This window comes from Streptomyces flavidovirens DSM 40150, assembly GCF_000429085.1.
Lineage (GTDB): Bacteria > Actinomycetota > Actinomycetes > Streptomycetales > Streptomycetaceae > Streptomyces > Streptomyces flavidovirens.
Genome location: NZ_AUBE01000005.1, coordinates 194,999 through 208,754 on the forward strand (window position 1 = coordinate 194,999; position 13,756 = coordinate 208,754).

At 71.7% G+C, this 13,756-nt stretch carries 8 protein-coding genes and 3 pseudogenes; 5 read left to right on the forward strand and 6 right to left on the reverse strand.

The genetic code is table 11. The annotated features are described in order from the left end of the window. Positions 1–8: 8 nt before the first annotated feature. Both G412_RS33835 and G412_RS37845 read left to right on the forward strand, forming a co-directional pair. Positions 9–3,527 carry a non-ribosomal peptide synthetase gene (locus tag G412_RS33835; RefSeq protein WP_051338249.1) on the forward strand — a complete coding sequence of 1,173 codons (3,519 nt, stop codon included), beginning with the start codon at positions 9–11 and terminating at the stop codon, positions 3,525–3,527. Continuing rightward, on the forward strand, positions 3,520–5,802 hold the full coding sequence (locus tag G412_RS37845) for a salicylate synthase (RefSeq protein ID WP_167546447.1): 2,283 nt from the start codon (positions 3,520–3,522) through the stop codon (positions 5,800–5,802). Before G412_RS33835 ends, G412_RS37845 begins: the two co-directional genes overlap by 8 nt. Before the next feature lie 115 nt (positions 5,803–5,917). Here G412_RS37845 and ddaH read toward each other — a convergent pair whose 3' ends face one another. Continuing rightward, a complete protein-coding gene (gene ddaH / locus G412_RS0110125) occupies positions 5,918–6,808 on the reverse strand; it encodes a dimethylargininase (protein ID WP_341860554.1) in 891 nt (296 codons plus the stop codon). 204 nt (positions 6,809–7,012) lie between these two features. Between ddaH and G412_RS33845 the strand changes: the two genes are divergently transcribed. Beyond that, a complete protein-coding gene (locus tag G412_RS33845; RefSeq protein ID WP_106964070.1) occupies positions 7,013–7,333 on the forward strand; it encodes a chorismate mutase family protein in 321 nt (106 codons plus the stop codon). A gap of 291 nt (positions 7,334–7,624) precedes the next feature. On the opposite strand, the gene G412_RS0110135 is transcribed toward G412_RS33845, so the two are convergent. The 5 genes and pseudogenes from G412_RS0110135 to G412_RS37855 form a co-directional block, all read right to left on the reverse strand. Beyond that, on the reverse strand, positions 7,625–8,647 hold the full coding sequence (locus G412_RS0110135; RefSeq protein WP_028812001.1) for a LacI family DNA-binding transcriptional regulator: 1,023 nt from the start codon (positions 8,645–8,647) through the stop codon (positions 7,625–7,627). Beyond that, a pseudogene (locus tag G412_RS0110140) lies at positions 8,647–8,958 on the reverse strand (arabinose isomerase); the annotation flags it as partial. The pseudogene G412_RS0110140 and the gene G412_RS0110135, both read right to left, overlap by 1 nt. 26 nt (positions 8,959–8,984) lie before the next feature. Beyond that, positions 8,985–9,305 carry an L-rhamnose mutarotase gene (locus tag G412_RS0110145; protein WP_028812003.1) on the reverse strand — a complete coding sequence of 107 codons (321 nt, stop codon included), beginning with the start codon at positions 9,303–9,305 and terminating at the stop codon, positions 8,985–8,987. A 23-nt stretch (positions 9,306–9,328) separates the two neighbouring features. Next, a pseudogene (locus tag G412_RS0110150) lies at positions 9,329–9,640 on the reverse strand (substrate-binding domain-containing protein); the annotation flags it as partial. After that, positions 9,618–10,259 (reverse strand): annotated as a pseudogene (locus G412_RS37855) (ATP-binding cassette domain-containing protein); the annotation flags it as partial. The pseudogenes G412_RS0110150 and G412_RS37855, both read right to left, overlap by 23 nt. 258 nt (positions 10,260–10,517) lie before the next feature. Between G412_RS37855 and rhaI the strand changes: the two are divergent. Together rhaI and G412_RS0110165 are read left to right on the forward strand one after the other, a co-directional pair. Beyond that, a complete protein-coding gene (rhaI, locus tag G412_RS0110160; RefSeq protein WP_028812006.1) occupies positions 10,518–11,687 on the forward strand; it encodes an L-rhamnose isomerase in 1,170 nt (389 codons plus the stop codon). Between the two features lie 20 nt (positions 11,688–11,707). Next, complete coding sequence (locus G412_RS0110165; protein WP_028812007.1) at positions 11,708–13,747, forward strand: bifunctional rhamnulose-1-phosphate aldolase/short-chain dehydrogenase; 2,040 nt, start codon at positions 11,708–11,710, stop codon at positions 13,745–13,747. The last annotated feature ends 9 nt before the right edge of the window (positions 13,748–13,756 follow it).

Genomic DNA, 13,756 nt, shown 5'->3' on the forward strand with positions numbered 1-13,756 from the left:
GCCGTTTCATGCTGTCGATCGACGACCTCCGGCGTGTGGTCACCGAGTTGCTCGGCCCCGGTGCCGAACTCCCCGGCGACCAGGACAACCTCATCGAACTCGGCCTGGACTCGCTCAAGCTGATGAGGATCGCGGACCGCTGCCGACGGACAGGCCTTGACATTGGTTTCGCCGACCTGGCACGGCGTCCCACGCTGGCCGGCTGGAGCGGCCTGCTCGCCGAGGCGGGGGGCGCAGCCGCGGCCGCCGCACCGTCGCCCGACGCCACCCCGTCGGCCGCCCCGGCGGTTGCGGCCCCCGAGCCCTCGACGGCGAAGGACACGGAACCCTTCCCGCTGGCGCTCATGCAGCACGCGTACTGGGTCGGCCGCGGCGGCTCCCAGGCCCTCGGAGCGGTGGCCGCCCATCTGTACACCGAGTTCGACGGCTCCGGCGTCGACCCTGCCCGCCTCGGTGCCGCCGTGGCGGCGCTGGCGGAGCGTCATCCCATGCTCCGCGCCCGCATCCTGGACGACGGCCGCCAAGTCGTCGGAGCGTGGACCCGTGGCACCGCGCTCCCCGTCCTCGACCTGCGTGACGCCTCTCCCCAGGAAGTCGAGGAGCAGACCACCGGCCTCCGCGAGCTGCTGTCGCATCAGTTGCTCGACGTCGAGGCGGGGCAGGTCTTCGACATCCGTGTCACTCTGCTGCCCGAAGGCCGCACCCGCGTCCACGTGGACGTCGACATGCTCGCCGCCGACGCCCGCAGCTACCGCACCCTGCTGGCCGACCTCGTACACCTCTACGAGCACCCGGAGCGGCCCCTGCCGCCCCTGGGCTACACCTACGCCCAGTACCTGGCCGAGCGCCGCGCTCAGCCGCCGCGTGACCAGGACGTGCGCTGGTGGCGCGAGCGTCTCGGTGAACTGCCCGGCGCACCCACCCTGCCCGCCCGTCCCGAGGCCGAGCGCGGCACCGCGCACCGGGTGACCCGCCTGCACCACTGGCTCAGCCCCGAACAGCGCGCGCGGCTCACGGACCAGGCGCGGCGTCACGCCGTCACCCCGGCGGTCGCCGCCGCCACCGCCTTCGCGGAGGTGCTCGGTGCCTGGAGCGGGGAGCCCGGGTTCCTGCTCAACGTCCCGATGTTCGACCGCCGTCCCCTCCACGCCGACGTGGACCGCCTCGTCGGCGACTTCACCAGCTCCGTGCTGCTCGACGTCGACCTGAGCGAGAGCCGTACGTTCGCCGAACGCGCCAGGGACGCACAGGACCGTATGCACCGCGCCGCCGCCCACTCCTCGTACTCGGGCGTCGAGGTGCTGCGCGACCTCTCCCGCGACCAGGGCTCCCAGGTCCTCGCCCCCGTCGTCTTCACCAGCGCCCTCGACCTCGGCGAGCTGTTCGGGCAGGACGTGGAGCGCTGCCTCGGCGAACCCGTGTGGATCGTCTCCCAGGGCCCGCAGGTGCTCCTCGACGCCCAGATCACCGAGCTGCACGACGGCCTCCTCGTCAACTGGGACGTCCGCGCGGACGCGTTCCCCGACGGCGCCGCCGAGGCCATGTTCGCGGCGTTCACCGATCTCATAGGCACGGTGGCCGACGGCACCGCCTGGGACGTCCCCGTGGGGCCGCTCGTCACCGAAGACCGGCTCGCCGTCCGCGCCGAGGCCAACCGCACCGACGGCCCCCTGCCCGAGCAGCCGCTCCACCAGGCCTTCTTCGCCCGCGCCGCCACCGCCCCGGACGCCCCGGCCGTCCTCGCCGCCGACGCCATGTACCTGACGTACGGTCAGCTCGCCGAGCGGGCGCTCCGCGTGGCCGGTGCCCTGCGCGCACGTGGTGTCCAGCCCGGTGACGCGGTGGCGATCCGCCTGCCCAAGGGGCCCGACCAGCTCGTCGCCGTGCTCGGCGTCCACGCCGCCGGCGCGCACTACGTGCCGATCGGCGTCGAACAGCCCGCCGCCCGCGCCGAGTCCATCCGCGCCCGCGCCGGAGTCAAGGTCGTCCTCGCCACCGCCGACGGCGATGCCGCCACCCTCCCGCTGGCCGAAGCCGCCGTCTGGCCCACCCCCCTGGCCGAACCGGTCCTCGCCGACCCGCGATCCGTGGCCTACGTGCTTTTCACCTCGGGTTCCACCGGCGAACCCAAGGGCGTCGAGGTGTCCCACCACGCCGCCGCCAACACCATCGACGACCTCGTAGAACGCCTCGGCCTCGGCCCAGCCGACCGCACCCTCGCGCTCTCCGCCCTCGACTTCGACCTGTCCGTCTTCGACATCTTCGCCCCCCTGTCGGCAGGCGGAGCCGTCGTCACGGTCGACGAACGGACCCGCAAGGACGCCACCGCGTGGACCCGGCTGGTCCGGCAGCACGCCGTCACCGTCCTCAACTGCGTACCCAGCCTGCTCGACATGCTGCTCACCGCCGCCGAACACGACCCGATGGGCACCAGCCTGCGTGCCGTGCTGCTCGGCGGCGACTGGGTCGGCGTGGACCTGCCCGTACGGCTGCACGCCCAGGTTCCCGGCTGCCGGTTCCTGGGCCTCGGCGGCACCACCGAAACCGCCATCCACTCCACGATCCAGGAAGTCGTGGGCGGCGAGGTGCCCGCACGGTGGACGAGCGTCCCGTACGGAACCCCGCTGCGTAACGTCCGCTGCCGCGTGGTCGACGCCCGGGGCCGCGACTGCCCCGACTGGGTGGCCGGCGAACTGTGGATCGGCGGCGCCGGAGTGGCCGACGGCTACCGGGGCGACGCCGAGCGGACCGCCGACCGCTTCGTCGAGATCGACGGCTACCGCTGGTACCGCACCGGTGACCGCGCCCGCTACTGGCCCGACGGGACCCTGGAGTTCCTCGGCCGCGCCGACGACCAGGTGAAGATCCGCGGTTTCCGCATCGAACTCGGCGAGGTCGAGGCCGCGCTGGCACAGCACCCGGCCGTCCGCCAGGTCACCGCCCTGGTCGTCCGCACCGGACCCACGCCGCGCCTGTGCGCCGTCGTCGCCACCGGCGCCGGGGCCGGATTCGACGAGGACGACCTGAGGGCCAAGGCCGCCGAGCGGCTGCCCGCCCACATGCTGCCGGACACCATCGCCGTACTGGACGAGATGCCGCTGACCGCCAACGGCAAGACCGACCGCCGCGCCCTGCGCGAACTGCTCGCCGCCCGGGCGAAGGAAGGCGAGCACGAGGCGGCACGGTCCTCGCTGGAGGAGGTCATCGCCCGCGTCTGGGCCGGTGTCCTCGGCACCGAGCGCGTCGGACGCCAGGACGACTACTTCCAGCTCGGCGGCGACTCCATCCTCGCCACCCGGATCACCGCGCGGCTGCGCGAGGCCCTCGACACCGACGGCGTGTCCGTCCACGACGTCCTCGCGTCCCTCACCGTCGCGGAGCTCGCCCGGACCCTCGCGGCCCGCGACGCCGACGGCCGTCTGGAACTCGTCGCCGAGGTCTACCTGGAGATCGACTCCCTGTCGGACGACGAGATCGACGCCCAACTGGCCCATGGCGAGGACGTTCCGGAGCGCGCCGATGGCTGAGCCGCTCGCCGGCCCGGCGGCAGGCGCCCCCGCCGACGCCTGGTTCCGGCGGTACGCGCCCCGGCCGGATGCCACGGCACGCATCGTGTGCTTCGGTCCGGCCGGGGGCGCCCCCGCCTTCTACCGCGACTGGGCCCGTGCCGTGCCCGACGACGTGGAAGTGCTGTCCGTGGTCCTCCCCGGTCGCGAACGCCGCGCCGCGGAGCGGGCGCTGACCGACATGGAGACGCTCGCGGACGCCGCCACCGCCGCGCTGCTTCCGGTCCTCGACCGGCCGACCGTGCTCTTCGGTCACAGCATGGGGGCCTCGGTCGCCTTCGAGGTGACCCGCCGTCTGGAGGCGTCCGGCGGGCCCCGCCCCGCCGCCCTCGTCGTCTCCGGCAGGCCGAGCCCCCGCCGTCTGCTGGAGCGCCCCTCGCCCGTGGCGGACTACGACGACGACCAGATCGTCGCGTACCTGCGCGGCCTCGGCGGCACGCCGGACGAGCTGCTCGACGACCCGGAGGCACGGGAGTTGATCCTGCCGCCCTGCCGGGCCGACTTCCAGGTCATCGGCCGGTACGTCCCCGAGCTCCACCCCCGCGTCAGCACCCCGCTGCGCGTTCTGCTCGGTGACCAGGACGAGTCCGTTCCGGCCTGGGACGCGCCGCGCTGGGGCGAGGTCGCCACCCGCCTGAGCGGGATACACGTCCTGCCCGGCGGCCACTCCTACCTGGTGCCCGAGCGGCCCGCCGTCATCGACCACGTGCTGCGGTCGCTCCACGGAACCGGCGCGCCCGCCGCCGTACCGCCCGCCGACCCGCCCCGCCCCACCCATCCCCACGAGGGAAACGCCCGCCACGCCGGACGAGCCGACTCCGGGAAAGAGAGAGAAGCCGTGACCTTCGCCCCTGCCTACCACGAGCGCCGAATATCGCTGACCGGCGACGCGCTGAGCACCGCGGCGGCACTGTCGGAGACCTCGGCCGACGCCTACGTTCTCTACGAGAACCGGGGCGCCGTCGGCTGGGCGGAAGGCGAGTACGGCACGGTCGTCGTCCGTTCCGGCGGGACCACCCTGCGCCTCGGCGACGCCGACCCCGTCGAGTTCCCCGCCGACCGCGGTGTGCTCCACGCGCTCGACCAGGCCCTGGCCGCCGTGCGGGTCGAGGGCTGGCGGGCGTACGGCTGGGCCGCGTTCGAGCTGAGCTACCCCCTGCACGGCCTGCCCGCCGCGCCCGGTGACACCCCGCTCGCCCACCTCGCCGTACCCCGGCGCGAGGTCAGGATCGAGGACGGCGCCGCCCTGCTGCGCGTACTGGACCCCGAGGACCTCGACGCGCTGGAGCAGCGGGTGCGCTCGGCGGCCGCCCTCGGCGGCGCGGTCGGCAGCACACGGCGGGTGACCGCCGACGTCGAGCAGCATGACGCCGACGTCTACCGGGCCTCGGTGGCGGCGGCCGTGGAGGAGATCCGCGCCGGCCACCTCACCAAGGTGATCCTCTCCCGCGTCGTGCCCGTCACCTCGCCCATCGACCTGCCCGCCACGTACCTTGAGGGCCGTCGCGGCAACGACCCCGCCCGCTCGTTCCTGCTGCGCCTCGGCGGCTGGGAGACAGCCGGTTTCAGTCCCGAGATCGTCGCCCGTGTCACGGGCGAGGACGGCCATGTCGTCGCCCAGCCCCTGGCGGGCACCCGCGCCCTGGAGGGTGACCCGGAGGCGGACCGAGGCCGCCGCGCCGAGCTCTACCGCGACGAGAAGGAAGTCTTCGAACACGCGGTCTCCGTACGCCTGGTGGCCGAGGAACTGGAACAGGTCTGCACCCGCGAGTCCGTCGCCGTCGACGACTTCATGTCGATCAAGGAGCGGGGCAGTGTGCAGCACCTGGCCTCCCGCCTGTCCGGTTCCCTCGCCGAGGGCAGGACCGCGTGGGAGGCGTTCGGCGCCCTGTTCCCCGCGGTGACGGCCTCCGGCATACCCAAGGCCGAGGGGTGCGAACTCATCCGCCGCGCCGAGCGCCGGCCCCGCGGGCTCTACAGCGGCGCCGTGCTCACGGTCGACGCGGACGGCACGGTCGATGCCGCCCTGGTGCTGCGCAGTGTCTACCGTCACGAGGGGCGGACCTGGATGCGGGCCGGCGCGGGCATCGTGGCGCACTCGACCCCGGAGCGTGAGCTGGAGGAGACGCGCGAGAAGCTGCGCAGCGTCTCGCGCTTCCTGGTCCCGGCGGCCGAGACCGGGGAAGGGCCCCTGGCGTCCGCCCTGGACGAGCAGTCCGCAGCGCTGGCCCGCTGAGCTCGACGGGGAAGGACCGGGACGGCCGGTCGCGCACCTTCGTGAGCGCGGCCGGCCGCCCCGTACGTCCGCACCGTCAATTCCCGACGGACGCGCAGCGACGGGAAGTCGGGGCTCAGGAGTTGTGGGTCTCCTGGTCGCCTGAACGCAGCTCCAGCGTGCAGCACTTCACGCTGCCGCCCGCCTTGAGCAGCTCCGAGAGGTCCACGCCGATCGGGTTGAAGCCACGGCCACGCAGTTGTTCGGCGAGGCCCGTGGCGTTGTGCGGCAGTACGACGTTGCGGCCGTCGGAGGTGGCGTTGAGGCCGAAGACCGCCGCGTCGTCGTCCGTCGCGACGACGGCGTCCGGGAACAGCCGCTCCAGAACGGCCAGGCTGCCGGGGGAGAAGGCCGGCGGGTAGTACGCGATCGTGTCCTCGTCCAGTACGGTCAGTGCGGTGTCCAGGTGGTAGTAGTCCGGATCGACGAGCGTCAGGCTGATCACCGGACGGCTGAAGAACTCCTGGGCCTCGCTGTGGGAGCGGGGGTCGCTGCGGAAGCCCGTTCCCGCGAGCAGATGGTCGCCCACGAGGAGGTAGTCCCCCTCACCTTCGTTGACCAGCTCCGCCGTGCGCAGCTCGGTGAAGCCGTGCGCGCGCAGCCAGTCCCGGTAGGCCGGTGCCTCGTCGACGCGCTCGGCGTCACGGAAGCGGGCGACGAGGGCGCGTCCGTCGACGACCGTGGCGCCGTTGGCGGCGAAGACCATGTCCGGGAGACCGGGCACGGGGTCGATGAGCTCAACGGTGTGACCCAGCTCCAGGTAGACCTCACGCAGCCGCTCCCACTGTGCGATGGCCAAGGGGGTGTCGACGGGCTTTCGCGGGTCCATCCAGGGGTTGATGGAGTAGACCACGTCGAAGTAGGTGGGCCTGCACATGAGGTAGTGCCGGGGACGTGCTGTGCGCATGGGTGTAAGTCCCTGAGGATCGTGAGTGGTTGAGAGTCGGTCACTCGTCTTGGTGGACAGGGCGCCGGGGGTGGCCCGGGCCCGCCCGGAGCTGCTCGGGTCGGTGCGGCGGCATGTCGGAGGCGCCCTTCGCGGGTCTCCTCCTGTGACCCCGCGGAGAAACACGATCAGTAAAGCAAGCCTTACCTAAATACTGCAATGGGGCGCTACGATGAACTGGTCGCTCATTCCCCCCCCGGCGCTCTCATGCGGAAGGCGGTCGGCATGTCCAGGGACTCGGATGCGCTCGCTGAGGACGGTCACCGGGCTGTCTCCAAGATGGACGAGGCGATCATCGACCTCGTCCGCCGGCGTACCGACCTGTGCGGGGAGCTGGCGGCGCTGCGACGGGCGGCGGGAGGCCCGGAGATCGAACTCGCCCGCGAGAACGCCGTACTGCGCCGCTTCCGCGAGGCGCTCGGCCGCGAGGGCACGTCGCTTGCGATGCTCCTGATCGAGCTGGAGCGGCGGACGCGTTCCATCCAGATGCCGGCAGCGCGCCCGGCGGCCCTGACCGAACGGCTCACTCCGGCCGAGCGGGGTTGAGCGCGGACGAGTCCGGACTCGTCCGGACGAGCCGGGACGAGCCCGGACGGTCAACTGGCCCCGAACGCCCGCGAGGACGCGGCCCCTTGTGATTGTGATCACCGGCCTCTGCCGCATCGCGCGGCGGCTCCTGGAGCGGGACGCGGATATCGCCGTGCCCGCGCGCGTACTCACAACGCGGCGTGATGACATGCCGGTTGAGGGCGAGTGGCCGCACACGCACCACGTTCTGCGGCCCGTGCGGGTCGGCCGGCCGTCCCCGACTGCCTACGCGCCGCCGGGGGCCCGGTCTCAGCGGCGGCGGGGCAGCGACGAGTCCCGTACCACCAGCTCCGGCTGGAGCACGATCCGCTGGTGCCGGTGCGCGTCCGCCGCGTCGCCGGTCTCCTCGATGAGCAGGTCGGCGGCCATCCGCCCCATCTGGAAGGCCGGCTGGCGTACGGAGGTCAGCGGCACAGCGGCCGCCGAGGCGAACTCGATGTCGTCATAACCGACCAGGGCGACGTCGTCGGGCACGCTCACCCCCGCCCCGTACAGCGCCTGCAGCACCCCCAGCGCCAGCAGATCGTTCGCGCAGAACACCGCGGTCGGCCGGGACGACATGCCCAGCAGCCGGGCTCCCGAGTCGCGACCCGCCGCTACGTCGAGCCGCTCCGCCTCGATCAGCCGCAGCCGGTCGGCCGGCAGACCGGCCTCGGCCAGCGCCTGGAGGGCTCCCGCCTGCCGGTCCCGGCACTGGTCCAGGTGCAGAGGGCCGCTGACGTACGCGATCTCCGTGTGGCCCCCGGCGATGAGATGACGTACGGCCAGGGCTCCGCCCGTGACGTCGTCGACGGAGACGGAGCACCCCTCGGTGCTGGGAGCCACCCGGTCGACGAGCACGTACGGGATGCCCTGCCGTTTGAAGGCGCGCAGGTTACGGCCGGTGGGGTCCACCGGAGTGATCAGTACGCCCCGCACCCGCTGCTCACTGAAGAGGCCGAGGTACTCGCTCTCCTCGGTGGCGCTCTGGCCGCTGTTGCACAGCATCACCCCGAGCCCGGCCTCCCGCGCGGAACGTTCGGCGCCGGAGGCGACGTCCACGAAGAACGGGTTCGCCATGTCGAGCACCAGCAGGGAGATGATCCGGCTGCGGCCCGCCCGCAACTGGCGGGCGGACTCGCTGCGTACATAACCCAGCTGGTCGATGGTGGCCAGGACACGCGCCCGCGTCTCCTCGGTCACCGACTCCGGCCGGTTGATCACGTTGGAGACCGTGCCGACGGACACCCCGGCGAGCCGGGCGACGTCCTTGATACCCACCGACTGTGCCATCAGGCAGAGACCTCCACGAGCTCCAGTCCGGTCAGACCGGCCGGCGCGCGCAGGTCGGGCAGCAGGCTGCCCGTGGCGAGCGCCCAGTGGTGGGCGACACCGCTCGCACTCCACGCGTCGGTCCATTCACCGGGGTCGCAGCCGAAGTCGACGCGTGATGTCGTGTTGCCGATCTCCAGCAGCGGGCCGCCGACCACTTTACCTTCGGAGGCGACGAGCTTGTACCTTCCGTCACGGGTCTGGCCCGGCCCCACCAGCGTCACCGGACCGTGCCTGACGTCGAACTCCACCGATACGCCCAAGCCCCTGCGCCGCCATACCGGACAGGGACACAGCGCTAAGCGAGGTGGAACACTTCGGTGAGCGGTTTCATCGCCTCGTCCGGCCGGTCGCCGTCGAGCGCCTCGAAGAACTCACCCATCTCGGCCTGCCAGCGGGCGTTGACCTCGGTGGCGGCCATGGCGGCCTGTGCCCTGGCGAAGTTCTCGGTCTCCAGATAGCCGACGAGCAGACCGTCGTCGCGCAGGAAGAGCGAGTAGTTGTGCCAACCGGTGGCCGAGAGAGCTTCGAGCATGCCGGGCCAGACGGCCGCGTGCCGTTCGCGGTACTCGTCGAGGCGCTCCCGGCGGACCTTCAGCAGAAAGCAGACGCGCTGCATGTGCTCGTACCAGCCTGTCCCGTCTAGAAGTCGAACTCGTCGATGTTCTTCTTGTCGAAGACGGCCGGCGAACCGAGGATGACCTCGCCGTCCTTGCCGACCTCGTACTCGCCGAGCCTGCCGGCCTTGAACTTCTTGCCCTCCGCGCCGGTGATCTGCCCGGAGGCCAGCGCCGCCGCGGCGTACGCGCCGAGGTAGCCGAGGTCCTTCGGGTTCCACAGCGCGAACTGCTCGACCGTGCCGTCCTTGACGTACTTGCGCATCTGGTGGGGCGTGCCCAGGCCGTTGATGACGATCTTGCCATTGTAGGACGAGCTGGAAGATCTCCTCCAGGCGGTGGGAGATGAAAAGGACGGCCGCGCCTTCGGCGCGCAGCGCCTCGACGACGGAGAACAGCCGGGCGGTCTCGCTGCCGGTGAGGGCGGCGGTCGGCTCGTCCATGATCAGGACGCGGGCGTCGAAGGAGAGCGCCTTGGCGATCTCGACGATCTGCTGGTCGGCGATGGACAGGCCGCGGGCGGGACGCCGCGGGTCGAGGTCGACGCCGAGGCGGCCTGTCAGCGCGGCGGTCGCGGCGTGCACGGCCTTGCGGTCGATGCGGCCGAGCGCTCTGCGGGGCTGGCGGCCCATGAAGATGTTTTCCGCGATGGACAGATCAGGGAAGAGAGTCGGCTCCTGATAGATCACGGCGATGCCGGCGTCCCGAGCGTCCGCCGGGCCGTGGAAGGCCACGGGCTCGCCGTCGAGGAGCACCTGGCCGGTGTCTGGACGGTGCACCCCCGCGAGGGTCTTGATGAGCGTGGACTTCCCCGCTCCGTTCTCTCCGGCGAGGGCATGTGCCTCACCGGGAAAGAGCCGCAGGGACACATCCTGCAAGGCCCGCACCGCGCCGAAGGACTTGGAAACGTCCTTCAGGGCCAGGGCGGGGGCCGGGCCCGTGTCGGGATGGTTCATGGGGGACTCCTCAACGGCTGCGGTCGATGACCAGCACGCCGTGAAAGGTTTCAACGAGGTTTCACGGAAGCTAGGCGGCGTTACCCGCGTCAGTCAATGGTTCAGCAGCCGGAACTTACGCAGCTTGCCCATTCGTACTGTGTGCACGGTCGTCCCGCCTCGACCCTTGACAGTGCCAGCGACCCCCCATAGCTTCCCCCCGATGAAACGATTCATAAGTCGATCCATGTTCCCGCACGGCATACAGGAGCGCTGACGATGACGAGCCGATCCGACGTCCCAGCCGTGAAGGCAGCCCTCAAGGCCCAGGCCGTCGAGACACCGTCCTGGGCCTACGGGAACTCGGGCACACGTTTCAAGGTGTTCGCCCAGCCGGGAGTCCCGCGCACGCCGCAGGAGAAGCTGGACGACGCCGCCCGCGTCCATGAGCACACGGGCGTCGCACCGACCGTCGCCCTGCACATCCCCTGGGACAAGGCGGACGACTACGGGGCCCTCGCGACGTACGCGAAGGAGCGGGGCGTGCGTCTCGGCACGATCAACTCCAACGTCTTCCAGGACGACGACTACAAGCTCGGCAGCGTCTGCCACCCCGACGCCGCCGTACGCCGCAAGGCCCTGGCCCACCTGCTGGAATGCGTCGACATCATGGACGCCACCGGCTCCCGCGACCTCAAGCTGTGGTTCTCCGACGGCACCAATTACCCGGGCCAGGACGACATCCGCTCGCGCCAGGACCGGCTCGCCCAGGCCCTGGCCGCCGTCTACGAGCGGCTCGGCGACGACCAGCGGATGCTGGTGGAGTACAAGTTCTTCGAGCCCGCCTTCTACACCACCGACGTGCCCGACTGGGGAACCGCCTACGCGCACTGCCTGCAGCTCGGCGACAAGGCGCAGGTCGTCGTGGACACCGGGCACCACGCGCCCGGCACCAACATCGAGTTCATCGTGGCGCTGCTGCTGCGCGAGGGGAAGCTCGGCGGCTTCGACTTCAACTCCCGCTTCTACGCCGACGACGATCTGATGGTCGGCGCTGCTGACCCGTTCCAGCTTTTCCGCATCATGTACGAGGTGATCCGCGGCGGCGGTCTCGCGTCCGACGTGGCCTTCATGCTCGACCAGTGCCACAACATCGAGGCGAAGATCCCGGCGATCATCCGGTCCGTGATGAACGTCCAGGAAGCCACGGCCAAGGCGCTGCTGGTCGACGGTACGGCGCTGGCCGAGGCCCAGGTCTGCGGCGATGTGCTGGCCGCCAACGCCGTCCTGATGGACGCGTACAACACCGATGTCCGGCCGCTGCTCGCCGAGGTGCGCGAGGAGATCGGCATCGACCCGGACCCGATCGCGGCGTACCACCGCTCGGGCTGGGCACAGAAGATCACCGAAGAGCGCGTGGGCGGGACCCAGGCCGGATGGGGAGCTTGATCGACATGAGCTTGACCGACATGGCACAGCACGAAGCGGTCGACGCGTTGCTGGAGCGTTCACACCGGCTGGGCGCCGACCCGCGCAACACCAACTACGCGGGCGGCAATACGTCGGCCAAGGGCACCGCTGTCGACCCGGTGACCGGCGACGGCGTGGAACTGATGTGGGTCAAGGGGTCCGGCGGCGACCTGGGCACCCTCAAGGCGGAGGGCCTCGCCGCCCTGCGCCTGGACCGGCTGCGGGCGCTGACCGGCGTCTACCCCGGAGGGGAGCGCGAGGACGAGATGGTCGCCGCGTTCGACTACTGCCTGCACGGCAAGGGCGGGGCGGCGCCTTCGATCGACACCGCCATGCACGGACTCGTGGACGCCGCCCATGTCGACCACCTCCACCCCGACTCGGGGATCGCGCTGGCCTGTGCGGCCGACGGCGAGAAGCTGACCGCCGAGTGCTTCGGCGACCGGGTGGTCTGGGTTCCCTGGCGGCGCCCCGGCTTCCAGCTCGGCCTGGACATCGCCGCCATCAAGCAAGCCAACCCGCAGGCCATCGGCTGCGTCCTGGGCGGACACGGCGTCACCGCGTGGGGCGCGACCTCCGAGGAGTGCGAAGCCAACTCGCTGCACATCATCCGTACCGCCGAGGCGTTCCTCACCGAGCGCGGCCGCCCCGAGCCCTTCGGGCCGCTGCTGGAGGGGTACGAGCCGCCGGCGGAGCCCGAGCGCCGGGAGCGGGCAGCCGCACTCGCCCCCTTCATCCGGGGCCTTGCGTCCCAGGACCGGCCCCAGGTCGGGCACTTCAACGACTCCGACGCCGTCCTGGACTTCCTGGCCCGCGCCGAACACCCATGCCTCGCCGCCCTGGGCACGTCCTGCCCCGACCACTTCCTCCGTACGAAGGTACGGCCGCTGGTCCTCGACCTTCCGCCGTCCGCGCCCCTGGAGGAGGCGGTTGCCCGGCTGAAGGAACTGCACACCGCCTACCGCGAGGAGTACGCCGCCTACTACCAGCGGCACGCCGACGCCGACTCGCCCGCGATACGCGGCGCCGACCCGGCGATCGTCCTGGTCCCGGGCGTGGGGATGTTCTCCTTCGGCAAGGACAAGCAGACCGCGCGGGTCGCGGGCGAGTTCTACGTCAACGCCATCAACGTGATGCGCGGCGCCGAAGCCGTGTCGGCGTACGCGCCGATCGAGGAGCGCGAGAAGTTCCGGATCGAGTACTGGGCGCTGGAGGAGGCCAAGCTTCAGCGGATGCCCCGGCCCAAGCCGCTGGCGGCGCGGGTGGCGCTGGTGACGGGCGCCGGCTCGGGCATCGGCAAGGCGATCGCCCACCGGCTGGTGACGGAGGGCGCCTGCGTGGTCGTCGCCGACCTGAACGCCGAGGCCGCCGCGGCCGTCGCAGAGGAACTGGGCGGCGCCGACAAGGCGGTGGCGGTCACCGTCGACGTGACCTCCGAAGAGCGGATCGCGGAGTCGTTCCAGGCCGCGCTGCTCGCCTTCGGCGGAGTCGACCTGGTCGTCAACAACGCCGGAATCTCCATCTCCAAGCCGCTCCTGGAGACCACGGCCAAGGACTGGGACCTCCAGCACGCCATCATGGCCCGCGGCTCCTTCCTGGTCTCACGGGAGGCCGCGCGCGTGATGACCGCCCAGGGCATGGGCGGCGACATCATCTACATCGCCTCGAAGAACGCCGTCTTCGCGGGCCCCAACAACATCGCGTACTCCGCCACCAAGGCCGACCAGGCCCACCAGGTGCGGCTGCTGGCCGCCGAGCTGGGCGAGCACGGCATCCGCGTCAACGGCGTCAACCCGGACGGTGTGGTGCGCGGGTCCGGCATCTTCGCGGCCGGCTGGGGTGCGAAGAGGGCCGCGGTGTACGGGGTCGAGGAGGAGAAGCTCGGCGAGTTCTACGCGCAGCGGACCCTGCTGAAGCGGGAGGTGCTGCCTGAGCACGTCGCGAACGCGGTGTTCGCACTGACGGGCGGTGAGCTCACGCATACGACGGGGCTGCACGTGCCGGTGGACGCGGGCGTGGCGGCGGCGTTCCTGAGGTAGGGGGCGCGG